The organism is Auritidibacter sp. NML130574, assembly GCF_003185725.2.
GTDB lineage: Bacteria > Actinomycetota > Actinomycetes > Actinomycetales > Micrococcaceae > Auritidibacter > Auritidibacter ignavus.
Map to the genome: position 1 here is coordinate 669,410 of NZ_CP031746.1, position 23,553 is coordinate 692,962.

Here is a 23,553-nt window from a genome sequence, read left to right on the forward strand (position 1 = left end):
CGACACATCAGAGAGAGCACCGTGACGACACCGCAGATTCATCCCTCTATTCTCTCCGCCGACTTTGCGCGGCTCGGCGAGGAACTGCAGAAAATACCCACTGCTGATGCGGTGCACGTCGACGTGATGGACAATCATTTTGTTCCCAACCTGACCATCGGCTTGCCGGTGGTCCAGGCAATTCGTCGGGCCACGAATTTAGGACTCGATATCCACTTGATGATCGAAGACCCCGACCGATGGGCCCCAGCCTACGCCGAGGCAGGCGCGGAGTCAGTAACCTTTCATGCCGAAGCCTCAGCGGCCCCGATTCGCTTAGCACAGCAGTTACGTGCGACCGGTGCACGGGCCTCGATGGCGTTGAAACCAGCCACCCCCATAGAGCCGTACCTGGACATGCTGGGAGAACTCGACATGCTGTTATTGATGACTGTCGAGCCGGGCTTTTCCGGCCAAGCATTCCTCGAGATGGTCCTGCCGAAAATTCGCCGGGCCCGCCAGGCGATCAGTGCGGCAGAACTACCGGTGGCCCTGCAAGTCGACGGGGGGATTAATGCGGAGACCATTGAACGTGCGGCAGCAGCAGGCGCCGACACGTTCGTGGCTGGTTCGGCGGTTTACGGGGCCGAGGATGCAAGCGAAGCCATTGATCAGCTACGCATCCTAGCTGCCCGAGGCCACCGATGCCCTCAGACCCCATCGCGGAGCACAGCGAGCTGACTGGTATGGATTGGTTCATCGACGTTTTCGACTGGACGATCCCGGTTGCCGGTGGAGGTCTCCTGGTCCGTGAGGCCGTGGGGAACCTGTTCGGTCTGGCCTCTGCGCTGGGTGGTATGGTCCGTCGGGTGTGGGCGTGGCCGGTGGGCATCATCGGCAATGTGTTGCTACTGACCGTCTTTCTTGCAGGTGTTTTCGGTGGGGAAGACGCGGTTAACCTACTCGGTCAGGCCGGTCGCCAAATCATGTTCATCGTGGTGTCGATCTACGGATGGGTGCAATGGCAGCGATCGAAGAAAGAACGTGAAGCAGGACGAGACGCCTCAGAATCCACGGCGATTACCCCACAGTGGGCCTCCTGGCCGGTGCGTCTGGGATTAATTATTGCCCTGGTGGGAGGCACCGCCGCCATCACACCCCTGTTTAGGCTCTTGGGATCCTATGAACCGGTCTGGGCAGACACCTGGACATTTGTCGGCTCGCTGTTAGCGACCTGGGGAATGGCCAAAGGGTGGGTTGAATTCTGGCTGATCTGGGTCGCGGTCGATATCGTCGGGGTGCCACTGCTGTTTTCGGCCGGGTATTACGCCACCGGATCGATGTACATCTTCTACGGCGCGTTTACGTTGGCAGGATTCTTTGTCTGGGCCCACGCCAGAGCCCACGAGAAGCCCGAAATAGAAACTCGCATGCCGGACCCCACTCTGCAACCCGGGTCTCATTCTGACGCATCGGATGAGCGCTAACTCACAAGCGAGGAAAGCCAGGTAGTCTGAAGGGGTGAAATCCTTCGAAGAACTCTTTGCCGAACTCACTGAGAAAGCCCACAGCCGTCCAGAAGGCTCCGGCACCGTTGCTGAACTGGACCGGGGGGTACATTTTATCGGCAAGAAAATCGTCGAAGAAGCTGCCGAGGTATGGATGGCTTCAGAATATGAAACCGATGCCGAAGTCGCTGAGGAAATGTCGCAGTTGCTCTATCACGTTCAAGTGATGATGATCGCCAAAGGCCTCACGCTCGAGGATATCTACCGGCACCTCTAAGTCATCTCGGGACTACACCAAGGAGAAAACACACCCATGTTGCGCGTCGCTGTGCCGAATAAAGGTTCCCTATCCGAAGCAGCCCAAGCCATCTTTCTCGAAGCTGGCTACCGGCAACGTCGAGACCGTAAAGAACTCGTCATGGTCGACAACGACAATCAGGTCGAGTTCTTCTATCTCCGCCCACGCGATATCGCCGTCTATGTGGCCGACGGTAGCCTGGACATCGGATTGACCGGCCGTGACCTTTTCGTCGATGCACAGGTCAGCGATACCGCCGAGGAGATCATGGCCTTGGGTTTCGCCGAGTCCACCTTCCGGTTCGCAGCACCTCACGGGCACTTCACGAACGTTCAGGAGCTGGCCGGTAAACGTATTGCAACCAGCTACGATGGGTTGCTTGCTGACTACCTGGATACGTTAGAGATCACCCCTGGCCGTATCGTTCACCTAGATGGTGCCGTGGAATCTTCAGTATCTCTGGGCGTGGCCGATGCGATCGCTGACGTGGTCGAGACCGGTAGCACTCTCAAAGCAGCAGGAATGGAGGTCATCGGTGACCCCATTATGCACTCCGAGGCCATCCTGATCACTCGCACGGGCCAACACCCCACTGGTCTGGATGTGCTGATCCGCCGTCTGAAGTCCGTGTTGGTCGCCCGTCGCTACGTGATGATTGACTACGACATCCGTCGGGAACATCTGAATCAGGCACTCACTGTCACCCCGGGCCTGGAATCGCCGACCATCTCCTCGCTGGCCGATGACAACTGGGTCGCGGTGCGCTCCATGGTGTTGAAAAAGGACATGAATAAGATCATGGACGAGCTGTACCAGCTCAAGGCTCGGGCCATCCTGGCCTCGGCCATTCACGCTATTCGGCTCTAGACCGGCGCCGACCCCACGCGCACCACGTCCCTGCTGTCCCCGAACTACGACAAGGAACTGCTTCGTCAATGTCAGTCGCTATCCGTATTATTCCCTGCCTGGACGTCAATGACGGTCGCGTGGTGAAAGGAGTGAATTTCACCGACCTGCGTGACGCCGGGGACCCAGTAGAGCTGGCCACCCGGTATAACGCAGCTGGGGCTGATGAGATGACGTTCCTCGACGTGACGGCGACTACCGCCGACCGGGAGACCACTTACGAGGTGGTGCAACAAACAGCCCAGCAGGTGTTTATCCCGCTCACGGTTGGAGGTGGGGTGCGCAGTACTGACGATGTCGACCGGCTATTGCGGCACGGTGCCGATAAAACCTCCGTGAACTCCGCGGCCGTGACACGTCCGCTACTGATCAACGAGATCGCCCAACGGTTTGGCAACCAGGTGCTTGTGCTCTCGGTTGATGCTCGTCGAACCAGCGACCCGCAGGTGCTCTCTGGCTTTGAGGTCACCACCCACGGTGGTCAACGCGGCACCGGGATCGACGCTGTGGAGTGGGTGCGCGAGGCCTGCGACCGCGGGGTGGGCGAAATCCTGTTGAACTCTATTGATGCCGACGGGACTCAGCAAGGTTTTGACCTAGAGATGATCCAGGCGGTTCGTCCCCATGCCAGCGTGCCCCTGATTGCTTCCGGTGGCGCGGGTAAACCCGAGGATTTCCCTCCGGCCGTTCAGGCCGGCGCCGATGCAGTCTTGGCCGCCTCGCTCTTCCACTTCGGACCCCACGAAATGATTGCCCGGGTCAAGGAGCAGATACGACAGGCCGGTTTCCCGGTTCGGTGCTCAGGCCAGTGATTTCACTCCGTGTGCGAGGGTGAATGAGGTCTAGGCCTGGTCGATCAGTACCAAAGCGTGGTCGGTACGACCAAAAGCGTGCATCACCAATTCACCGGCCGGTCCGGTGATGTAGGTAAACTCCGACCCATTCTTGGCCACAATACGCTCACCGTTGGAACGCACCAGGGCGACACCCACCGAGGACTTCTTATACTGCCACTTGGCGGTGTGGCTGAGTTGTTCAAAAAGTGCCGAAGCATAGTCCTGCGCGAGCTTGCGTGGTGCCCATCGGTTTTGGGCGCGTCGAATATCTTCGGTGTGAACGAAGAATTCCAGGAGATTGGAAACCTCAGCGAGTCGTTTTCCCGCGAAGGTGCGACGGAACGTGGTGGCGACTTTACGCGCGGTTGAGGGCTTCTGTCCCGGTTTCGGGCCCCGAGCAAATTGTTCGACAAGGCGATGATACTCGGCCACCGACGTGCACTGGTCACCCAACTCCATGGTGCGCTCATAAAGCTTCTCCGACAGCGGGGTAAACAGCAATCCAGCAGCCAAGGGGGATGACTCCCGCAGGTGCAAATGAGCAACCAAATGCTGGGTCCGCCAGCCCTCACACAGTGTCGGCTGATCAGGTCCGGCCGCCAGGAGCGCCGAGACCAGGGCATCGCGGGATGCCGCTACAAAATCATCCGCCCCTGCCAGGGCACCAGACCCTTTTTCCGTCACACTTGGAACCTAGCATGTCTGATGTGAACTCGATAGTGGACAAGCCGTTTTAGACTAGAAGAATCATGAATGCTCCCAACCACGCACCAGACCGCGCCCACACCGGTGGACTCGACCCGGAACTCGCCACTCGGCTGAAGCATAATGACCAGCGATTGATTCCGGCCATCGTCCAGTCCGCTGATACCGACCAGGTGTTGATGCTGGGATATATGGACGATGAAGCACTCCATCGGACGCTGACCACCGGACGGGCCTGGTACTGGTCCCGCTCGCGTGGGGAATACTGGTGCAAAGGGGAGAGCTCAGGGCACATCCAGCAGGTGGTTTCCGTCTCCTTGGACTGTGATGCCGATACGGTGCTCCTGAAAGTTCACCAAACCGGACCAGCCTGCCACACCGGCACCACCAGTTGCTTTACCGACCGGGAAATCCCGATGATCCAACACTAATATCCGGTCACGTCGTTGTGATCATCACCCCTGCCCCGAAACCCGACCCAAGCGATCTTAAACCTTAAGGAGATCCCCATGCGCGAGATGGGCGTCATCAGTCCCAGCCCTGAGGAGTTCCATGCCCTGGCCCAGCGCCACCGGGTGATCCCAGTTACCATGACGGTGTTGGCTGACGCGGTGACACCGGTCGGGCTCTACCAACGTTTGGCTGAAGAACGTGCGGGCACCTTCCTGCTGGAATCTGCTGCTCAAGGCGGAGTATGGTCACGGTACTCGTTTATCGGTGCCGCCAGTTCAGCCACCTTGACCGAACGCAACGGCCAGGCCCATTGGCAAGGACAACCCCCGGCCGGACTGCCCACCCAGGGCACCGTGCTGGACGTGCTGGCCACCACCCTGGATCAGCTGACCTCCGATGTCCGTGCCGATCTTGGCACTGAGGTGCCATACTTACTGTCGGGCATGGTGGGATACCTCGGGTGGGAAACCGTCAGGCACTGGGAGCACCTACCGAATCCACCGGTCGATGATCTGCAGTTACCTGAGTTGGCGATGAACCTCATGTCCGATGTCGCCATCCACGATCACGTTGATGGCACCGTGACCTTAGTGGCCAACGCGATCGATCCCACCGGGCTCCATCACGGAACCGATGAGGCCTACCAGCACGCCGTGTCGCGGGTCCGGAACATGGCTCAGCTGATCAGTGCACCCGCTGCCGAACCGGTGAGTGTCGCCCCAGCCGGCTGGCAGGGCGTCGACACGTTTGAACGGGTTAAACATTCCTGGGATGAATCCGAATTTCTCGCCACCGTCGCCGAGGCACAGGAAGCTATCGCTGACGGCGAAGTCTTCCAAATCGTGGTCTCGCGCCGGTTTACTACCGAAACCCAGGTCTCGGGCCTTCAGGTCTACCGTGCCCTACGGGCCATGAACCCCAGCCCGTATATGTTCCTCTACACCTTTGACCGTCCCGACGGTAGCGGCCAATTCCAGCTCGTTGGTGCCTCTCCGGAAGCGCTGGTCACCGTCAATGACGGCCAAGTGGTTACCCACCCCATCGCCGGCTCCCGACCTCGTGGCACAAGCCTCGACGAGGACCACCGACTGGCCGAGGAACTTTTGGCCGATGAAAAAGAACGCTCCGAACACCTGATGTTAGTAGACCTGTCTCGCAATGACCTGTCCAAAGTCTGCCGACCCGGCAGTGTACAGGTCGGACAATTCATGGAGATTGAACGGTTCAGCCATGTGATGCATCTGGTCTCCCACGTCTCGGGCACCCTGGAACCCAGCGTATCCGCGCTGGACGTGCTGGCGGCTGCCTTCCCCGCTGGCACCCTGTCGGGCTCTCCTAAACCCCGCGCCTTGCAACTGCTCGACGCATGGGAACCCCAAGCTCGCGGGCCCTATGGGGGTGTGGTCGGCTATATCGACTTTGCCGGCAATATGGACATGGCCATCGCCATTCGCACCGTGTTGCTCAAAGACGGGGTCGCCTACGTCCAGGCCGGCGCCGGAATCGTCGCCGACTCGGTCCCAGCCGCCGAAGCAGCAGAAACCGTGGCCAAAGCTTCGGCACCATTGCGGGCCCTGCTTGCCGCTGAACAACTCCATCACTACCGAGACGATAACCGTGATGAGGAACAGTAATGCTCGCGAAGATCTTTTCTCGTCGCAATACCGTGTTGCTAGTGCTCGCCCTCGGTGCGGTGGCCTTGATCTGTGCCACTCAAATCTGGGTACGTGCCACCGAGATTCCCCAAACGCTTGACGCCGAGATCACCGTCAGCGGTCAAGACGTCTCACCGGTGACTACGGCCATGGCCTTGGTCGCCCTGGCCGCCGCAATCGCGCTGACTATCGTCCGCACGGTGGGACGCTGGGTGATCGGTGTGCTGCTGATCCTGGTGGGCGCTATGCTGGCCTGGGCCTGCGGGTTGGTCCTTGCCGATCCCGTCGGGTCCATTCAACCCGCCGTGGCTGAATACACCGGGCTGGCTCAAGACCCCGGCCCGGTGCAGGTGACGGTAGCAGGTTGGATTTGTTTGATCGTGGGAATGGGGTTGGCCCTGCTCGGGGTAGTTGTGTTGGTGGTCGGACGCCATTGGTCACTGTCCAGTTCCCGCAAATACGAAAAAGCCACGACTACCGCGCAACCGGAGTCTGGAACCAGTGGCAGGTTGTCCTCGCCCCAACCGTCCCCCACAGCTGAAATTGATGCCTGGGATGAACTTTCCCGTGGCCAGGACCCCACCTGACGGGCATCCATCAGCGCCGGGCCAGACTGCCGACTCAGACGTAAACAACGACGTGTGCTGATGGCATCTGTTCCGATTAGTGGCAGAATAGAGAATCATCACCCATCTTTGATCAGTGCATAAAGGAGCATCGATGTCTCAGCCCACCGATGAGAAGATCATCATTGACGATCACGGTCGCATTCTCAACGATCCCACCCATGCCGCCCCCGTTGAACACGGAAACTCCCCGGCTGCATGGGCCCTGGTGGTGCTGGTCCTGATCGGTTCGGTTGTGGGTGCTGTGGCGCTACTGGCCGGACAGATATGGTTGATCTGGGTAGGTGGCGTCATTGCCGTGGCCGGACTGATTGTTGGCTTCGTGATGCGTCAAATGGGTTATGGAGTCGGTGGCTCCAAAACCAATAGCTCCCACTAAGGATCGCAGTCGCTATGGGTGGTACCGGTACCGTTCTGGATGAGATCATCCGCGGGGTCCGCGAGGACATCGATGAGCGCATCCGTGCCGTCTCCCGCGCTCAAATCCAACGCGATGCTGTGTCTGTACCGGCTGCTCGCGACGCCCATCAAGCCCTGGTCAACGGTCGCAACGACCCCACTGGCGTCCGGATCATCGCTGAAATCAAGCGCGCTTCACCGTCTGCCGGGTCCCTGGCTGAGATTCCGGCTGCCGCTGAGCTGGCAACCCGGTATCAGGATGGGGGTGCCGCGGTGATCTCGGTGCTGACCGAACAGCGTCGCTTTCGTGGCACACTGGCTGACCTGGACGCGGTTCGAGCGGCGGTGGATGTTCCGGTGTTGCGCAAAGACTTCACCGTTGACGAGTACCAAATCTATGAAGCGCGGGCACACGGGGCTGATCTCATCCTGCTCATTGTGGCGGCGCTCGACGATGCGCAACTGAAAGACTTCATTGACCTCACCCATGAACTGGGAATGAACGCGCTGGTTGAGACCCACACGGTCGATGAGATTCAGCGTGCCTACGAGATCGCACCCAAGATCGTCGGTCTCAACGTCCGTAATTTGAAAACTCTTGAGGTCAATCGCACCCACTACGCTCAGCTGGCCCAACACCTGCCCGAACACGTTGTCCGGGTAGCCGAGTCCGGGGTGACTGGCCCCGAGCATGTGGCCGACTATGCCCGCCACGGAGCCGATGCGGTGCTGGTAGGGGAAGCGCTGGTCAAACACGGTACCCCCGCAGATGCGATCCGTGACTTCCGTGCCACCAGTGTCTCTGGCGAGAGGACTGATGCGTGACTGAGTGCTGCTGGATAGCTCGCCAGTCAATGGTGCCGGTCACGCGAAAAATATTCCCGAAAGAAGAACGTGTATGACAACTGCCGATCACCACATCGCACCGGGGTCCCTGACCGGACCACAGGGACCATACCGGGAAGAACAGGGTCCCTACTTCGGGCCTTTCGGCGGACGCTGGATGCCGGAATCCTTAATTGCAACTCTGGACGAACTCACCGAGGCCTTTAACGCCGCCCGTGAGGACCCTGAGTTCACCGCGGAGCTGGCAGATCTCTACGCCAACTACATCAACCGGCCCTCGTTGCTCACCGAAGTGACGCGCTTTGCCAAGGACCTGCCCGGGGTGCGGGTGTTTCTCAAGCGTGAGGACCTCAACCACACCGGCTCCCACAAGATCAATAACGTGATCGGTCAGGCGCTCCTGGCCCAGAAGATGGGTAAAACCCGGTTGATTGCCGAAACCGGAGCTGGCCAACACGGGGTGGCTACCGCCACCGCCGCCGCGTTGTTCGGGATGGAATGCACCGTCTACATGGGGGAGGAAGACACCCGTCGCCAAGCCCTGAACGTAGCCCGTATGCACATGTTGGGGGCCACGGTGGTGCCGGTAACCGTTGGCTCCCGCACACTCAAAGACGCGATCAATGAAACTCTGCGCGACTGGGTGGCCAGCGTCGACACCACACACTATCTGATGGGTACCGTGACCGGGCCACACCCGTTCCCGGCCATGGTGCACTACTTCCACCGGGTCATCGGCGAGGAAGCACGGCAACAAATCCTGGATGCCACCGGCCGGCTACCGGATGCGGTCACCGCCTGTGTGGGTGGTGGATCGAACGCCATCGGCATCTTCCACGGATTCCTCGACGACCCCGAGGTAGAACTCTACGGTTTTGAGGCCGGCGGATACGGCGTGGAGACCGGTAAGCACTCGGCTCCCATCACCGTTGGCGACGTGGGCATCCTGCACGGAGCGAAGTCCTACCTGATGCAGGACCGCGACGGCCAAACCCTGGAAACTCACTCCATTTCGGCCGGTCTGGACTACCCGGGCGTGGGCCCGGAACACTCCTACTTGAACGGCACCGGGCGAGCCCACTACGAGCCCATCAATGACGATGAGTGCATGCAGGCCTTTTTAAAACTCTCCCGTCGTGAGGGGATCATGCCCGCCCTGGAATCAGCACATGCGGTCGCCGGTGCCATCAAACTTGCCCAGCGGTGGCACGATCAGGGTCTCGTCTCTGCATCCACCCCCGCATCCGAGCAGAAGATCATCCTGGTCAATCTCTCCGGACGGGGCGATAAAGACGTCACGACCGCCGCGGAGTACCTCAACCTGTTGGATGACCGCACCGATACCGAGGAGACACAGCACAGATGACACGGAACCAGATTCGCTCCCGGTGCACCGAGAAAATCGAAGCTGCCCGCCAAGCCGGGCGTACCGCGTTCATCGGTTACCTGCCGGCCGGATTCCCCACACTGCAGGACTCCATTCAGGCCGCCATCGAGCTGGGACGCAACGGCGCTGACATTATCGAGATTGGCTTGCCTTACTCGGATCCGGTCATGGACGGGGAAGTCATCCAAAAGGCCACCGCCCACGCCCTGAACAACGGTTTCCATACTGATCAGGTCTTCCAGCTCGTCAACGACGTCACCGCAGCCACCGATGCGGCCGTGGTGGTGATGACCTACTGGAACCTGGTGTCACGCCTGGGGGTCACCGAGTTTGCCCGTCGGCTGGCCGAAGCCGGCGGAGCCGGACTGGTCACCCCTGATCTGGTGCCCGAAGAAGCTGACGAATGGTTCACAGCCAGTGACCGGTACGAGCTGGACCGTATCTTCCTCACCGCACCGTCGTCCTCGGATGAACGTGTCGAGCTGGTCGTGAACTCCAGCCGTGGTTTCGTTTATGCCGTCTCGGTCATGGGCGTGACCGGAGCCCGTCAACACGTCTCGGAAGCTGCCCAGCGCGTGGTGGATCGTGCGCACCGGGCGGGGGCACCGCGGGTGTGCGTGGGGCTGGGGATCTCACAGCCTGAGCACATCCAGCAGATTGGTCGTTACGCTGATGGCGCGATCGTTGGCACGGCCCTGGTGAGTGCTTTACGCGATCACGGTCCTGTAGCAGTGGGAGAACTTGCCGCTAAACTAGCAACCGGTACTGCTCGCAACTAACGAATCGTAGGAACCGATGTTGTCGACTATCAGCACCTGGGAGACACTGGCAGCTATCCCGGCCCCCGGCTGGGACGGCTTCACGCTAGGACCCCTCGAGATCCGTGCATACGCTCTGTGCATCATCCTGGGCGCCATTCTGGCGTTCTGGCTGGGTAATAGGCGCTGGAAGAAACGTGACGGCGCCGAGGGCGCGGTCTTCGACGTCGGCATCTGGGCGTTGCTCTTTGGTATTGTCGGAGCTCGCCTCTACCACGTTTTCACCAACCCCGGCCCGTTCTTCGGCCCAGGTTTCGACGGGAGCGGTGACCCGGTGCGCATCCTCTACATCTGGGAGGGTGGCATCGGTATCATGGGGGCGATCTCGATGGGCGCGTTGGGTGCCTGGATCGCCTGCCGGCGTTATGGATACAAAATTGCTGCCTTCGCCGATGTTGTGGCTCCCGGCATCTTACTGGCTCAGGCCATCGGCCGATGGGGCAACTACTTCAACCAAGAACTTTTTGGTGGCCCGACAGATCTGCCGTGGGGTCTGGAAGTTGATGCCAACCACTACAATTTCCCGAACGGCTATCCCGCCGATACGCTGTTCCACCCCACGTTCCTTTACGAATCGTTGTGGAACCTGCTCGGCGTGGTCGTGCTCTTGCTGATCGATCGGAAATTCCAATTACGCCGAGGCATGATGCTGTGGAGCTATGTGGCCTGGTATGGCGCCGGACGCACCGTGATCGAGAATCTGCGTACCGACTACGTTGCCGACGTCGAAATCCTGGGTGTCACCATGCGCTTGCACGCCTGGATTTCTCTGGCGCTGTTCGTCGTGGCCGCTGTCATGCTCGTCTACCTGTTCTTCACCCGGCCTCGCACCGCTGAAAAACGCGCGGAAGCCGAAACTGTCTGGCTTCCCGGCCGCGCACCCGATACCACCACACAGACCGCTACAGACACCGAGCATCCGGATTCACCCCAACCGGTGGGATCATCCCGGGTCAACACCAGATCTGAGAGCTAAACCTGCGCGTCGGCAACAGCATCAGTGCGGCGAAACATCCGTCACTGAAGCGTTTCTTTTCTCTACTCATCAGTCCTAGGGTTAAACCTATGAGACATGCAAAAATTGTCGCCACCTTCGGACCTTCGACCGCCAGCTATCACACGACCCGCCAGCTGCTAGAAGCAGGCGTTGACGTGGCCCGGCTGAACATGAGTCACGGTGACCACCAGATCCACCGTGAAACCTACGACACGATCCGCCAGGCGGCTAGGGACCTGAATCAACCGGTGGCGATTTTTGCCGACCTGCAAGGGCCAAAGATCCGGACCGGCACCTTCGAGAACGGTCCTCATGAGCTCACCGCTGGACAGAGCTTCACCATCACGATCGACGATGTGCCCGGCACCGCAGAAAAGGTGTCCACGACCTTCAAAGGATTGCCCGCCGACGTGTCGGTCGGAGACCAATTGCTGGTCGATGACGGTAAGATTCAGTTGCGCGCCACTGAGGTGACTGATACCGAGGTGATCTGTGAGGTCATGGTCGGAGGCGAGATTTCCAACCACAAAGGTATCAACCTCCCTGGAGTGGCGGTCAATGTCCCGGCCCTGACAGACAAAGACCAAGAAGATCTGCGGTGGGCGTTGGACACCGGCGTGGATATGATCGCGCTGTCCTTTGTGCGCAACGCTGCTGATATCGAGCTGGTTCATCAGATCATGGATGAAAAACAGCGCCGAATCCCAGTTATCGCCAAGCTCGAAAAGCCCCAGGCGATTGATAATCTCCAAGACATCGTTGATGCCTTCGACGCGATCATGGTTGCCCGCGGTGACCTGGGCGTGGAGTTGCCCTTGGAAGATGTGCCCGTGGTCCAGAAACGAGCCATTGAAATGGCTCGTCGCTGGGCCAAGCCCGTCATCGTGGCGACTCAGGTGCTGGAATCAATGATTGAGAACCCACGCCCGACACGTGCCGAAGCCTCCGACTGTGCCAACGCGGTCCTCGACGGTGCCGATGCTGTGATGCTATCGGGTGAGACCTCGATTGGTAAATACCCAGTCGAAACCGTGCGCACCATGTCCGAGATCATCACCTCCACCGAAGTCCACGGTCTGGAACGCATCGCCCCGCTAGGCTCTAAACCCCGCACCCGCGGCGGTGCTGTGACTCGGGCGGCCGTGAATATCGCCGAACGGCTAGAAATCACCAACCTGGTGTGTTTCACCCAATCGGGAGACTCCGCCCATCGGCTGTCTCGGTTGCGTCCCGAACAGCCGATATATGCCTTCACCCACTCCGACCAGACTCACAACCAGCTGTGCCTGACCTGGGGTGTCACACCGCGGATCGTGCCCTTCGTGAATTCCACTGACCAAATGACGGCCCAAGTGGATGCTGAGCTGATCCGGGAAGGGGTCGCTGAACCCGGCGAACTTGTGATCATTGTGGCGGGCTCACCTCCCGGTAAGCCCGGGACCACCAATATGCTCAAGGTCCACTGCCTTGGGGATGTCACTTCCGAGGGCAGCGTCGAGACCAGTCAAGAACCGGTCAGTCCCGCACCACGTCACCGTATGGATCAGATATCAGGCTGGTCACCGCTCTAAACCCACCGTGAGCTCTCAGTCCTTGGGGTCTTGCACCCCGCGACTGGAGTTCATCTGCTCAACGACGGTCGCAGCTACCTGATGCATCGTCAGTCGCCGGTCCATGGAGGTCTTCTGGATCCACCGGAAGGCCTCCGGCTCCGTTAGTCCCAATGTCTCCATCAGCCACGTCTTAGCACGATCAACCATTTTGCGGGTTTCAAACCGCTCGGTGATATCCGACACCTCATTGGCCAAAGCTTGCATTTGATCAAACCGGGCTGCCGCCAACTCAATGGCCGGTACGAGGTCCTGCTCCTTGAACGGCTTGACCAAATACGCCATTGCACCGGCCTCAGTGGCTTGAATTATTAACTCCCGTTGCGGCAGCGCGGTGAGAATCACCACCGGAGCGAGTTTCTCGGCACAGATCTCACGGGTTGCGACAATCCCATCCACCACCGGCATCGAAATATCCATCAGCACCACATCCGGTTGGTGTTGCCGGGTGAGATCAATGGCACGTTGTCCGTTCTCGGCTTGACCGACCACCTCGTAGCCGAGGCCTTCGAGCGTTTCGACAATATCGAGTCGAATAATGGTCTCGTCCTCGGCCACGACAATACGACGGGTCTGGCGTGGCAAACCCAGCTGTCCGGTGTCTTGCTCAGACGTCATAACATCCTCCAACCATCGTGGCGTTGACCCCGGTCAAGCGACCGCTGATGTGTACCGAATCACTATTCTACGCAACCTGTTCACCAGCTCGTGAGACACCGCTCTCACCGTGTTCAGAATTTCTTTCCCAGGCAGAATTGTGTGTAGTATGGGTCGAGTGCCAGCCCGAATGGCGGAATTGGTAGACGCGCCGCACTCAAAATGCGGTATCGCAAGATGTGTGGGTTCGAGTCCCACTTCGGGCACCACTCTCCACTGTTCTCAGCGGTCTCTCCGCGTTTACCACCGCACCCTACCCGTGCTACATCGGTGCTTTATGACATCACCCCGACACGGGGCCAGCCTGTGTTTGACTGTCTCCTGCAAGCAGGGAAGGATGATGTTGCTGGTTACCTGGAGGTTCCAGGTCACCTGGTTTAAAATAGATCATCGGAATGACCATCACTGGCACCCACACGTCACACCAACACACAGTCTGATACTCGGAGGGGGAGTCATGCCACAGCCAGCTCAGTGCGGTCGCTCCCATCCAGGGTTCCTTCCTATTCGTTGGGTGCTTTTGCATTCCGGGACGAACGGGCACATCACCCAGTGGGGTCAAATGCTGTCCGGGTTACCGCCCACGTAGACCGATGGCCATCCCCGCTGCGGGGCCCGGGCCATTCCGGTTCCTGCAGGTTTTCTCATCCCTGCCCCCAACGATAAAGGTAACTTCCTTCGTGCTTCTGGCCTCCGTCATCCTGGTCCTTCTTGGCGTGATCAGCGCCGGCCCATTATCGCAATGGCTCGGTCGCAACGCCGGATGGGTATTATGCCTGCCGCTGCTGGCGGCCGCCGTCCTGTTGATGAGCGCCTACATCATCAGTCCCGGCGGTGAGGTGATCGAGTATTATCCCTGGATCCCGGGCCTGCTCGAAATCGGCTTCCACCTCCGACTCAACGGTCTCTCCCTGCTGTTCTCTCTGCTGGTGTTGCTCATCGGGGCCGGAGTGCTGTTCTACTCGCCACGGTATTTGGGCTCAACAAAACTCGTCTCCTTCTATCTGACGATGTCAGCCTTCGCGCTGGCCATGCTGGTGTTGGTACTGTCCAACGACCTGCTGGTCTTCTACATCTCCTGGGAAGGCACCACCTTCTGTTCCTTCTTCCTCATCGCCCGCTCCGGCCCGCATGCCCACCAGCCGGCCATCCGCACGTTACTGGTCACCGTGGCCGGAGGGCTGTGCCTGCTGGCTGCGGTGTGTGTGATGACCGTAGCGGCCGGAACCACCGTGATCACCGAGGTATTAGCCTCCGAGATCTGGACCCGTCCCGGCATCACCACCAGCGTGGTGGTACTGCTGGCGATGGCAGCACTGACCAAATCTGCGCAGTTCCCCTTCCAAGCCTGGTTGCCCGACTCCATGGTGGCCATCTCCCCGGTGTCTGCTTACCTGCACGCGGCCGCGATGGTCAAGGCCGGGGTCTATCTCCTGTTGCTGTTCTCGCCAGCACTGGCCGGGCATGGACTGTGGACCCTGTTGCTGGTGTTGCTGGGAACCATCACGTGTCTGTTCGGTGCTTTCGGCGCCCTGCGTCGGTACGACCTCAAAGAACTGCTGGCCTACTCCACCATGTCCCAGCTGGGCTATCTAGTGATGCTCATCGGTATCGGCACCCCACTGGCGATCACCGCCGCGGTGCTACACACCATGGCCCACGCCCTCTTTAAATCCGCTTTATTCCTCTCCGTTGGCATCATCGACCACCAAGCCGGCACCCGCGATATGCGCATGCTGGCCTCCCGCGACGTGAACATGCCGGCCACTCTCACCGTGCTCACCGTCGCCGCCGCCTCCATGGCCGGTCTGCCACCGCTGTTCGGGTTCGTGTCCAAAGAAACCCTGTTCGACGCACTGATCGAAACAAACCTCCCCGGCGAATTACACGTGGCCCTGACCGTGGCAATCGTCGTGGCAGCCATCTGCACCTTCGCTTACTCGGGCCGACTGGTCTGGGGCGCCTTCGGTAAGTACCGTTCACCCCGTGGCTGGCTGAACACCCCACGGGGCTCCTCGGCCGATATCCGCACCGTTAAAGATGGCAAGATCACCTTCTGGATCTTCCCGATGATTGTCTCGCTGGCCGGTGTCGTCCTCGGGCTGGCTCCCGGGCTCACCGATCAACTCGCCACCGTTGCTGTCTCCGAGGCCGTCGGCAGCTACACCGAAGTCCACTCAGCGCTCTGGCACGGGCTCACCCCCGCCCTGGGGCTATCCGTGCTGGTCATCATCGGCGGGGTGATCGCGGTCTGGAAGATGCCAGAGATCGAAGCATTCCTGGTTCCGCGCGGGATTCCCATTTCCGGGCTCGGCGTGGTCGAAGCCCTGCGTGAAGGACTCATAGACTTCGGTGCCCGTGTGGGTGCCTGGACCTCCGGCCAAAACCCAGGACGCCACCTGATCGTGCCCGCTGTGGCAGTCATTGCCCTGGCCGTCATCGGACTTTTCACACTCCCGGGCCACCTACCCGAACAAGTCGATGGTCTCGATCTGCCCCTGGACTGGGCACTGGTGCTGCTGACCGGGGTCGGTGTATTCGCTACCATCAGAACCCAAACCCGCATTTCAGCCCTGGTGGTTGTTGGCGTGGTCGGCTTCACCACCACGCTGTGGTTCTTCAACCTGGGCTCGGTCGATGTTGCCCTGACCCAGCTGCTGATCGAGATCCTCACCGTGGTGGTCATGGTGCTACTGCTCAAACGGTTGCCCCAACGATTCTCTACGACCTCGCTGCGCCAGGCCCTACCGGCCGCCATCGCGGCCCTGGGCGCTGGTGGCGCCGCCTTCTTTGGCGTCTTCGCCCTGACCGGCCGACGCGAACTGTCTGATGTGGGCTCCTATTACGCCACCGAAGCCGCTGAGATCACCGGCGGCGACAATATCGTCAATACCATCCTCGTCGAATTCCGTGCTCTAGACACCCTGGGCGAGCTCACGGTACTCGGTGTGGCCGGTATCGGCGTGGCGGCACTGTTGACCTCACGCAAGCCCGACCCGGTGTTGCAATCAGCAGCCTCTAGCACCTCGCCACTGTCGCATCCTCACGTGAATCTGGCGTATCTGCGCAGCTTCACCAAGATCGCCGTCCCGGTGATGATGGTGCTCTCCCTGGTCACGCTGGTCCGTGGCCATAACGAACCCGGCGGCGGATTCATTGCCGCGCTACTGGCCGGGGCCGGGTTCTCGTTGCTGTACCTGGTCGCTTCCTCCGATCAACGCGCTCCTGTGCGCTGGCCTTATATCACGCTGATCGGTACCGGCGTGGTCGTCGGTGTGCTCACCGGTATCTGGGGCATACTCGAAGGATCCTTCCTCACCCCACTACACGCCGATGTATTTGGCCTGCACCTCAACACCGCGCTGATCTTCGATCTGGGGGTCTACTTGGCGGTGCTGGGCTTGATCCTCATGGCTTTCAACCTGTTGGGTATGGATCAACCCCGCGATGACGGCGCTCTGGGACAACAATTGCCTCCACCCCCGGACCCCCACCCGACCACCGGAGTGCTCCCCTCACAGCGGATCCGGACTGAATCGCGGTCCCGGCAACCAGACACTGATGCAAACCCCTCACACGATCGGCAGGTGAAACGATGACCCTGGCACTAACCGTTGGCCTCCTTGTGGCAGGGGCCGTGTACCTGTTCACCAAACGAGAAATGTTGCGCATCATTCTGGGCTTCATCCTGCTTGGCCACGCCGGAAACTTGGTGCTGATGGCTGCCGGTGGCGCGTCCCGACGTCACGAGCCCTTCGGCGAGGTTGACCCCGAACTGGCCGCCGACCCTTTGCCTCAAGCCATGGTGCTCACCGCGATCGTGATTGCCTTCTCCATCACGGTATTCATGCTCGTCCTCGCGGTCACCGGTGACCGAGGTGACCGTACTGCCGGTCGCACCGAGACTCTGGACACCACAGCAGAGGCGGTCTCTGACGCCACCATCCCGGGCACGGCCACCCACACCTTGGAAGTCTTGCACGCCCAGGAAGAGGCCAACGACCAAGCCCGCTCGGCCCAACAAACCGCTGAGCAGTCCCAGCAGGCCGGCACACAGCGTCCCACAGGAGGCGAGAAATGAGCCAAAACCTGCTGGAGATGCTATTGCCGATGATGGTCGCGGTTCCGCTACTGGTCGGCGGGGCCCTGGCGGTGGTCGGTAACCGGCTGAAACTACACGCCTGGGTGATGATGATCACCCAGCTCGTGATCCTGGCCTTTTCGGTCTACCTGGTGGCCTACTTTGCCCACCCCGATCACCCGGATGCGCTGGGCCACTCGGTGGGGTTATGGCCCTATGGTGTCGGCATTCCGTTTGTGGCCGATATGTTTTCGGCCCTGATGCTGACGGTCACCAGCATCCTGACGGTTTGTTGTACCTGGTTCGCGCTGGCCTCCTATGCGGCCAACTCCATGTTCTTTGCCCCCCTGGTGTTGATCCTGGGATCCGGCGTCAACGGTGCATTTCTCACCGCGGATTTGTTCAACCTCTTCGTGTTCCTTGAGGTCATGCTTCTGCCGTCTTATGGGTTGTATGTCCTCTCGGCCAACCGACAGACCCCGGCCCGTCGCGTTCACGGTGCCCGGTTATACGTCACCTTGAACCTGTTCACCTCCACGCTGTACATGATCGGTGTGGGTTTCCTCTACGGCACCGCCGGGAGCGTGAACATCGGTGTGCTGGCCAGCCTGGGGTCCTCCGACCGGACGGTGGCCATGGCCGCGTCGGTGTGTCTGTTGGCGCTGGGTATTAAAGCTGCCATCGTCCCGCTGCACGGCTGGTTGGCCCGTTCCTACCCGGCCACCTCACCGGCGATCACCGCGCTGTTCTCCGGACTACACACCAAGGTCGCCATCTATGCGATTTACCGGCTGTACGCGGTCATTTTCGACGGCGACACCCGCTTTCTGTGGGTCGGAGTATTGCTGTTCTGCCTCACTATGGTCATCGGCGTGCTCGGGGCGGTAGGGGAGAAGACCACCCGCACCATTTTGGCCTTCCACATGGTTTCCCAGATTGGTTACATCCTGCTCGGCGTCGCATTGTTCACCGAATTGGGGCTGACCGCCGGCATCTTCTACCTGCTGCACCACATGATCGTCAAAGCCAGCCTGTTCCTGTCTACCGGGGCCGTGGAAGTCCGCTACGGCACCGGTGTGATCGGTGCACTGGGCGGAATCGTACGTACCGAGCCCTGGGTGGCTGGAGCCTTCTTGGTGGCTGCCCTGTCATTGGCCGGGATCCCACCGTTCTCCGGATTTATGGCGAAGTTCTTGCTGATCCTTGGAGCGGTCGAAGCCGACGAAATCGTCGCGGTCGTCGTGATGGTGGTGGTCTCGTTGGTTACGCTTCTATCGATGCTGAAGATCTGGTCGGGGATGTTCTGGGAAAAATCCGCCCAGCGGACCAAATCGAAATCGCGTAACACCCCCTCGGCCACCCGTATTATTGCCTCAACCGCTTCGGCCTACTCCGATCCGAACTCGCGGACCCCCCAACTGGCCCATATGGCCTCCGAATCACAGTTCCAGACTCTCACGCAGTCGATGACCATTATCGAATCCGACCGGTCGACCGTGCCCAAAAAACGCATTAGCTGGAACCTGTCGCTACCAGCGATCGTGCTCGCTGGACTCACCATCTTCTTGGGCCTGGGCGCACAGCTGCTACTGACCCTGTCCGGGATGGCAGCCGAAGGCCTGCTCGATACCAGCAACTATCTCGAGGCGGTGATGAACGGATGATCACGACCCGACGTTCTGCCAGCGTGGGTGACTACCTCAGCTGGCCCTTCCGGTTCATCTGCGTGTTGGTGTGGTACATCAAAGAAGTGATCGTCGCTAACTGGGCGGTGATTGCCGATAACCTCACGCCCGGACTCAACGCCCACTCTGGGATCGCCCGGGTGCCTACCCGGTGCGAATCCGAACTCGAAGTCACATTGCTGTCCTCAATGATTACTATCACCCCCGGAACCCTGACGCTGGGGACCACCATTGACGTCCACGGGGTGCGGTGGATCTACGTGCACTCGCTCTACGACGGAGATGCGGACGCCATTCGCGAGGGGTCCTGGGATATGGAAGAACATATGCTCCGCGCCAAACGTCCCGAAGGTTTCGATTACCCCCGACCCGAACACCCGAGATCGGGTCCGGAACTCTACAAAGAACTCTTCGATCCCGAAGTTCAGGCTGGAGAGCGCGCCCTCGCCGATGACACCGAGGCCGAGCAGGACGGGAGGTAACCAATCATGGACCTGATCAATCTCGATTTCCTCGGTCTTGACATCGCCTTTGCGCTACTGATCGTCTCGACCCTGGTGGCCACCTGGCGCATGTTGAAAGGACCGACCGAAGCGGACCGTGCCATCGCCGGGGATTTGCTGATGTTCGGTGTGGCCGGACTGATCGCGATCTTTGGGGTTCGACTCGGCGGTCAGTTCACCTTCGACATTGTGCTGGTCGCCTCGGTGATCGGATTCCTCTCCGCCATCTCGCTGGGTCGAGCACTCACCAGGGGGCAACGCTAATGGATATCACCACCTTCTCTTTCGTTCTCGGCCAGGTCTTCGTCGTGCTCGGCGCCCTGGTTTTTGCCACCGCAGCCCTGGGCCTGGTGCGGTTTACCGACCCCTTCATGCGCATCTCCGCCGTTGGTACCGCCGGGGGACTGGGCATGATCCTGGTGGTCGTCGGCTGCCTGCTGGTCCAACCCACCGTGGTTGACACGCTCAAGGTCATCCTGATTATCTTCATGCAACTGGGTACCTCCGCGATCGGCACGATGGCCATTGCTCGCTCCAGTTATCTGACCGGCGTACGGATGGACCCCGGCTACTTTGACGAGCTGGACGAAGACGACGTCACCGGAGAGAGTGTGGAAACCCGCTGAGAACCCGGCGCCCCACCGATAGGATGGAAGCTGTGACTGAGCAACAAAGATCCCGCACCACCGCATCGGATTCCGCCGTGACGTCCCCGGAGCGCTCCCAGCAGAACTCCCGGCTGTTGGTCATCGATGGCCACTCCATGGCGTTTCGGGCCTTCTACGCGCTACCGGCAGAGAACTTCGCCACAACCACCGGGCAACACACGAATGCGGTGTATGGATTCTTGACCATGTTGCTGTCGATGATTCGCGAGCAACAACCCACCCACGTCGCGGTCGCCTTCGACGTCTCCACCCCGACCTTCCGTTCGGAAGAATACGGTGAATACAAGGCCGGTCGGCAAGAAACTCCCGAGGAATTCTCCGGCCAGATTGATCTGATCGGTGAAGTCCTCGAGGCCCTGAACATTCCGGCGATCACCGTCGACGGCTACGAAGCCGACGACATTGTGGCAACCTTTTCGGCCCAAGCCGAGCAAGCCGGTTGGACCACCGTGGTGGTCTCCGGCGACCGGGACGCCTTCCAGCTGATCTCGGAGACCACCGCGGTGTTGTATCCGACCAAGGGTGTCTCCGAAATCCCACCGATGACCACCCAAACGGTGCTGGATAAATACGGGGTTAGGCCAGCGCAGTACCCCGAGCTGGCGGCCCTAGTCGGGGAAAAAGCCGATAATCTCCGCGGTGTCCCCGGTGTTGGCGCCGGTTTCGCTTCCAAATGGTTGAAACAATACGGAGATCTGCAGGGCGTGATCGATAACGCTGACCAGATCAAGGGGAAAAAAGGCCAAGCGCTACGCGAGCACCTCGACGATGTGATCCGTAACCGCAAACTCAACGCGCTGGTACGCGACCTAGACCTTCCCGTTCAGCTCGAAGCCACCGCGCTGTCTGCACCGGATCACGACCACATCAACGATTTATTCGATTCCCTGGAATTCAACCGCGTGCGCGAACGGGTTTTCGATGTCTTCCATGAACGTCTCGGCCTCGAAGGCTCCTCAGCGCAGGCCTCGGTGGAGGTCACCATCGAGCTGATCACCCAGGCAGCACAGCTACGGGATTTTCTCTCCACCCATGGTGGCTCTGCGCTCGGGGTTTTCGCCCAGATCACCGCCCCGGAGGTCATCACCCGACGCAAAATCCCGGCCCCTGGCGACTACGGCACCGTGGCCGCAGTCTCTATTGCCACTGAAGACCAGGCCGGTGTGATCGAGCTTTCCGGGTCTACTGACACCGAGCTAATCGCCGAAGTCAACGATTTCTTACTCTCGGGCTCCTACCAAAAAGTGGTCTACGACCTGAAAACACTGATCAAAGCCGGTGGCGCCACCGAGGTGCTCACGCAGTCCTTGAACGAGGACCAAGACCTCCACCACATTGCCGAGGTCGTCGACGACATCCTGCTCTGCGGATACGTGCTCCAGCCGGACCGTCGCGGTTACGATCTGCCAGCGCTAGCACAGACGTATCTGAACACCACGCTCGAGGTGCCCAAAACAGCACCGGTGAATAAACAGGGTGAGCTCGATCTGGGGGAGACTCACGAGCCAGCACTGAGCCAGGAAATGCAGACCTATCTGGGTCAGGCCGGGTCGATGCTGATCCGACTCCACGAAGTCATGTACCCCGAGCTGATCGCCCGCGATGCGCATCAGCTGGTCACCGAGGTGGAAATTCCGCTCTCCCGAGTGCTGGCCGTGATGGAAGAAACCGGGGTTGCGGTCAATACCAATAAGCTCCACGAGCTCCTGGAAGTCTTTAGTGATCAGGCTCAGGCCGCCGAAGACCGAGCACGGGAATCCATCGACGGTGACCCGGTGAACCTGGGCTCGCCCAAACAGCTTCAAACCGTGCTCTTCGACCGGTTGAATCTACCCAAGACTCGTAAAACGAAAACCGGGCACTCCACTGATGCCGAATCCCTCAATGATCTGCTGGACAAGACCGATCACCCCTTTCTGCACAACCTGATGGCCTATCGAGATGCCACCAAATTGAAACAAACCGTGCAGGGTCTGCTCGATTCGGTGGCTACCGATCAGCGCATCCACACCACCTACTCTCAGACCGCGGCGGCGACGGGGCGACTGTCGAGCCTGAACCCGAACCTGCAGAATATTCCGGTCCGCACTGAAACCGGTCGACGTATTCGCGACATTTTCCAGGCCGGGACCATTCCCGGATGCGATGAACCCACCACACTGCTGACAGCGGATTATTCGCAGATCGAAATGCGCATCATGGCCCACTTGTCCGAGGATGCCGGATTGATCCAGGCTTATCAGGAGGGTGAGGACCTCCACCGGTTCGTCGGCTCCCAGGTCTTTGATGTCCGTCCCGCAGAGGTGACCACTGCGATGCGTGACAAGGTCAAAGCGATGTCCTACGGTCTGGCCTACGGTCTGAGTTCCTTCGGGCTATCCAAACAGCTCAGAATTCCGGTTGATGAGGCCCGCGAGCTGATGAGTTCCTACTTCCAGCGCTTCGGCTCCGTGCAAAAATACCTGCGTGGGGTGGTCAGACAAGCCCGCAACGACGGCTATACCTCCACGATGATGGGGCGACGTCGCTATCTGCCAGACTTGCAGTCCGATAATCGCCAATTGCGGGATATGGCAGAACGCGCAGCGCTGAATGCCCCGATTCAGGGCTCGGCCGCGGATCTGATCAAGGTCGCGATGCTCGGTGTCGCCCGGCGACTCCGCGAGGAATCGATGAACACGCGGATGCTGTTGCAGGTCCACGACGAACTGATTCTTGAGGTCCCAGAATCAGAACGGGAACGGGCCGAAACAATTCTGGTGGAAGAAATGTCGCAGGCCGCCGAGCTCTCGGTGCCCCTGGATGTGCAAGTCGGGCGCGGACGCACCTGGCAGCAAGCAGCCCACTAAGGTGCAGAGCACGTCATGTTCCGCGCAATACTGCGGAATTGATCGTGTTGTCACATTGACCTTGACAACGTCATGCCGTAAGATTAT

Annotated in this window: 23 protein-coding genes and 1 tRNA gene; 22 read left to right on the top strand and 2 right to left on the bottom strand. The window is 59.9% G+C overall.

Going from position 1 to position 23,553, the window contains the following annotated elements; translation table 11 throughout:
* The first annotated feature begins 21 nt into the window (after window positions 1–21).
* The 5 genes from rpe (at window position 22) to hisF (ending at window position 3,503) form a co-directional block, all read left to right on the top strand.
* Window positions 22–720 (top strand): ribulose-phosphate 3-epimerase, encoded by a 699-nt coding sequence (gene rpe / locus DCC27_RS03100; RefSeq protein WP_110110088.1) that lies wholly within the window; start codon window positions 22–24, stop codon window positions 718–720.
* 5 nt (window positions 721–725) lie between these two features.
* Entirely contained in the window at window positions 726–1,466 is a 741-nt protein-coding gene (gene pnuC / locus DCC27_RS03105) for a nicotinamide riboside transporter PnuC (RefSeq protein ID WP_110110197.1), read from the top strand.
* A gap of 34 nt (window positions 1,467–1,500) precedes the next feature.
* Complete coding sequence (locus DCC27_RS03110; protein ID WP_110110089.1) at window positions 1,501–1,764, top strand: phosphoribosyl-ATP diphosphatase; 264 nt, start codon at window positions 1,501–1,503, stop codon at window positions 1,762–1,764.
* Window positions 1,765–1,800: 36 nt separating this feature from the next.
* Complete coding sequence (gene hisG / locus DCC27_RS03115) at window positions 1,801–2,652, top strand: ATP phosphoribosyltransferase (RefSeq protein ID WP_110101029.1); 852 nt, start codon at window positions 1,801–1,803, stop codon at window positions 2,650–2,652.
* Between the two features lie 68 nt (window positions 2,653–2,720).
* Window positions 2,721–3,503 (top strand): imidazole glycerol phosphate synthase subunit HisF, encoded by a 783-nt coding sequence (gene hisF, locus DCC27_RS03120; RefSeq protein ID WP_110098256.1) that lies wholly within the window; start codon window positions 2,721–2,723, stop codon window positions 3,501–3,503.
* Between the two features lie 30 nt (window positions 3,504–3,533).
* Here hisF and DCC27_RS03125 read toward each other — a convergent pair whose 3' ends face one another.
* Complete coding sequence (locus tag DCC27_RS03125) at window positions 3,534–4,211, bottom strand: TIGR03085 family metal-binding protein (protein WP_110110090.1); 678 nt, start codon at window positions 4,209–4,211, stop codon at window positions 3,534–3,536.
* A gap of 65 nt (window positions 4,212–4,276) precedes the next feature.
* Between DCC27_RS03125 and hisI the strand changes: the two genes are divergently transcribed.
* From hisI to pyk, 9 genes are all read left to right on the top strand, one after another.
* Complete coding sequence (hisI, locus tag DCC27_RS03130) at window positions 4,277–4,663, top strand: phosphoribosyl-AMP cyclohydrolase (RefSeq protein WP_110110091.1); 387 nt, start codon at window positions 4,277–4,279, stop codon at window positions 4,661–4,663.
* 78 nt (window positions 4,664–4,741) lie between these two features.
* Window positions 4,742–6,319 (top strand): anthranilate synthase component I, encoded by a 1,578-nt coding sequence (locus DCC27_RS03135; RefSeq protein ID WP_110110092.1) that lies wholly within the window; start codon window positions 4,742–4,744, stop codon window positions 6,317–6,319.
* Window positions 6,319–6,927, top strand: a complete 609-nt coding sequence (locus DCC27_RS03140; RefSeq protein ID WP_110110093.1) for a Trp biosynthesis-associated membrane protein — start codon at window positions 6,319–6,321, stop codon at window positions 6,925–6,927. Before DCC27_RS03135 ends, DCC27_RS03140 begins: the two co-directional genes overlap by 1 nt.
* A 133-nt stretch (window positions 6,928–7,060) precedes the next feature.
* Window positions 7,061–7,345, top strand: a complete 285-nt coding sequence (locus DCC27_RS03145) for an HGxxPAAW family protein (RefSeq protein WP_208392072.1) — start codon at window positions 7,061–7,063, stop codon at window positions 7,343–7,345.
* Window positions 7,346–7,359: 14 nt separating this feature from the next.
* The gene (gene trpC / locus DCC27_RS03150; protein WP_110110094.1) at window positions 7,360–8,190 is read left to right on the top strand and encodes an indole-3-glycerol phosphate synthase TrpC; all 831 of its coding nucleotides are present in this window, start codon (window positions 7,360–7,362) and stop codon (window positions 8,188–8,190) included.
* A 73-nt stretch (window positions 8,191–8,263) separates the two neighbouring features.
* Window positions 8,264–9,577 carry a tryptophan synthase subunit beta gene (trpB, locus tag DCC27_RS03155; RefSeq protein ID WP_110110095.1) on the top strand — a complete coding sequence of 438 codons (1,314 nt, stop codon included), beginning with the start codon at window positions 8,264–8,266 and terminating at the stop codon, window positions 9,575–9,577.
* Window positions 9,574–10,377, top strand: a complete 804-nt coding sequence (gene trpA, locus DCC27_RS03160) for a tryptophan synthase subunit alpha (RefSeq protein ID WP_110101036.1) — start codon at window positions 9,574–9,576, stop codon at window positions 10,375–10,377. Before trpB ends, trpA begins: the two co-directional genes overlap by 4 nt.
* A 16-nt stretch (window positions 10,378–10,393) precedes the next feature.
* Window positions 10,394–11,392, top strand: coding sequence for a prolipoprotein diacylglyceryl transferase (lgt, locus tag DCC27_RS03165; RefSeq protein ID WP_110110096.1), 999 nt, complete (start codon window positions 10,394–10,396; stop codon window positions 11,390–11,392).
* A gap of 89 nt (window positions 11,393–11,481) precedes the next feature.
* On the top strand, window positions 11,482–12,984 hold the full coding sequence (pyk, locus tag DCC27_RS03170) for a pyruvate kinase (RefSeq protein ID WP_110110097.1): 1,503 nt from the start codon (window positions 11,482–11,484) through the stop codon (window positions 12,982–12,984).
* A gap of 15 nt (window positions 12,985–12,999) precedes the next feature.
* On the opposite strand, the gene DCC27_RS03175 is transcribed toward pyk, so the two are convergent.
* On the bottom strand, window positions 13,000–13,641 hold the full coding sequence (locus DCC27_RS03175; RefSeq protein ID WP_110098266.1) for an ANTAR domain-containing response regulator: 642 nt from the start codon (window positions 13,639–13,641) through the stop codon (window positions 13,000–13,002).
* A 163-nt stretch (window positions 13,642–13,804) separates the two neighbouring features.
* On the opposite strand from DCC27_RS03175, the gene DCC27_RS03180 reads away from it, so the two are divergent.
* The 8 genes from DCC27_RS03180 to polA all read left to right on the top strand — a co-directional run bounded on the left by DCC27_RS03180 (window position 13,805) and on the right by polA (window position 23,466).
* Window positions 13,805–13,889 (top strand) — tRNA-Leu (locus DCC27_RS03180).
* Window positions 13,890–14,360: 471 nt separating this feature from the next.
* Window positions 14,361–17,279, top strand: coding sequence for a DUF4040 family protein (locus DCC27_RS03190; RefSeq protein ID WP_168186065.1), 2,919 nt, complete (start codon window positions 14,361–14,363; stop codon window positions 17,277–17,279).
* Window positions 17,276–17,761 (top strand): sodium:proton antiporter, encoded by a 486-nt coding sequence (locus DCC27_RS03195; protein WP_110110100.1) that lies wholly within the window; start codon window positions 17,276–17,278, stop codon window positions 17,759–17,761. The genes DCC27_RS03190 and DCC27_RS03195 overlap by 4 nt, the downstream gene beginning before the upstream one ends.
* Entirely contained in the window at window positions 17,758–19,425 is a 1,668-nt protein-coding gene (locus tag DCC27_RS03200; RefSeq protein ID WP_168186066.1) for a monovalent cation/H+ antiporter subunit D family protein, read from the top strand. Before DCC27_RS03195 ends, DCC27_RS03200 begins: the two co-directional genes overlap by 4 nt.
* Window positions 19,422–19,928: a Na+/H+ antiporter subunit E gene (locus DCC27_RS03205; RefSeq protein ID WP_210403483.1), complete on the top strand. Its 507-nt coding sequence runs from the start codon at window positions 19,422–19,424 to the stop codon at window positions 19,926–19,928. The genes DCC27_RS03200 and DCC27_RS03205 overlap by 4 nt, the downstream gene beginning before the upstream one ends.
* Before the next feature lie 6 nt (window positions 19,929–19,934).
* Window positions 19,935–20,213 carry a monovalent cation/H+ antiporter complex subunit F gene (locus tag DCC27_RS03210; RefSeq protein WP_110098270.1) on the top strand — a complete coding sequence of 93 codons (279 nt, stop codon included), beginning with the start codon at window positions 19,935–19,937 and terminating at the stop codon, window positions 20,211–20,213.
* Window positions 20,213–20,575: a monovalent cation/H(+) antiporter subunit G gene (locus DCC27_RS03215; RefSeq protein ID WP_110098271.1), complete on the top strand. Its 363-nt coding sequence runs from the start codon at window positions 20,213–20,215 to the stop codon at window positions 20,573–20,575. Before DCC27_RS03210 ends, DCC27_RS03215 begins: the two co-directional genes overlap by 1 nt.
* Window positions 20,576–20,607: 32 nt before the next feature.
* Window positions 20,608–23,466 (top strand): DNA polymerase I, encoded by a 2,859-nt coding sequence (gene polA, locus DCC27_RS03220; protein ID WP_371682200.1) that lies wholly within the window; start codon window positions 20,608–20,610, stop codon window positions 23,464–23,466.
* Window positions 23,467–23,553: the final 87 nt, after the last annotated feature.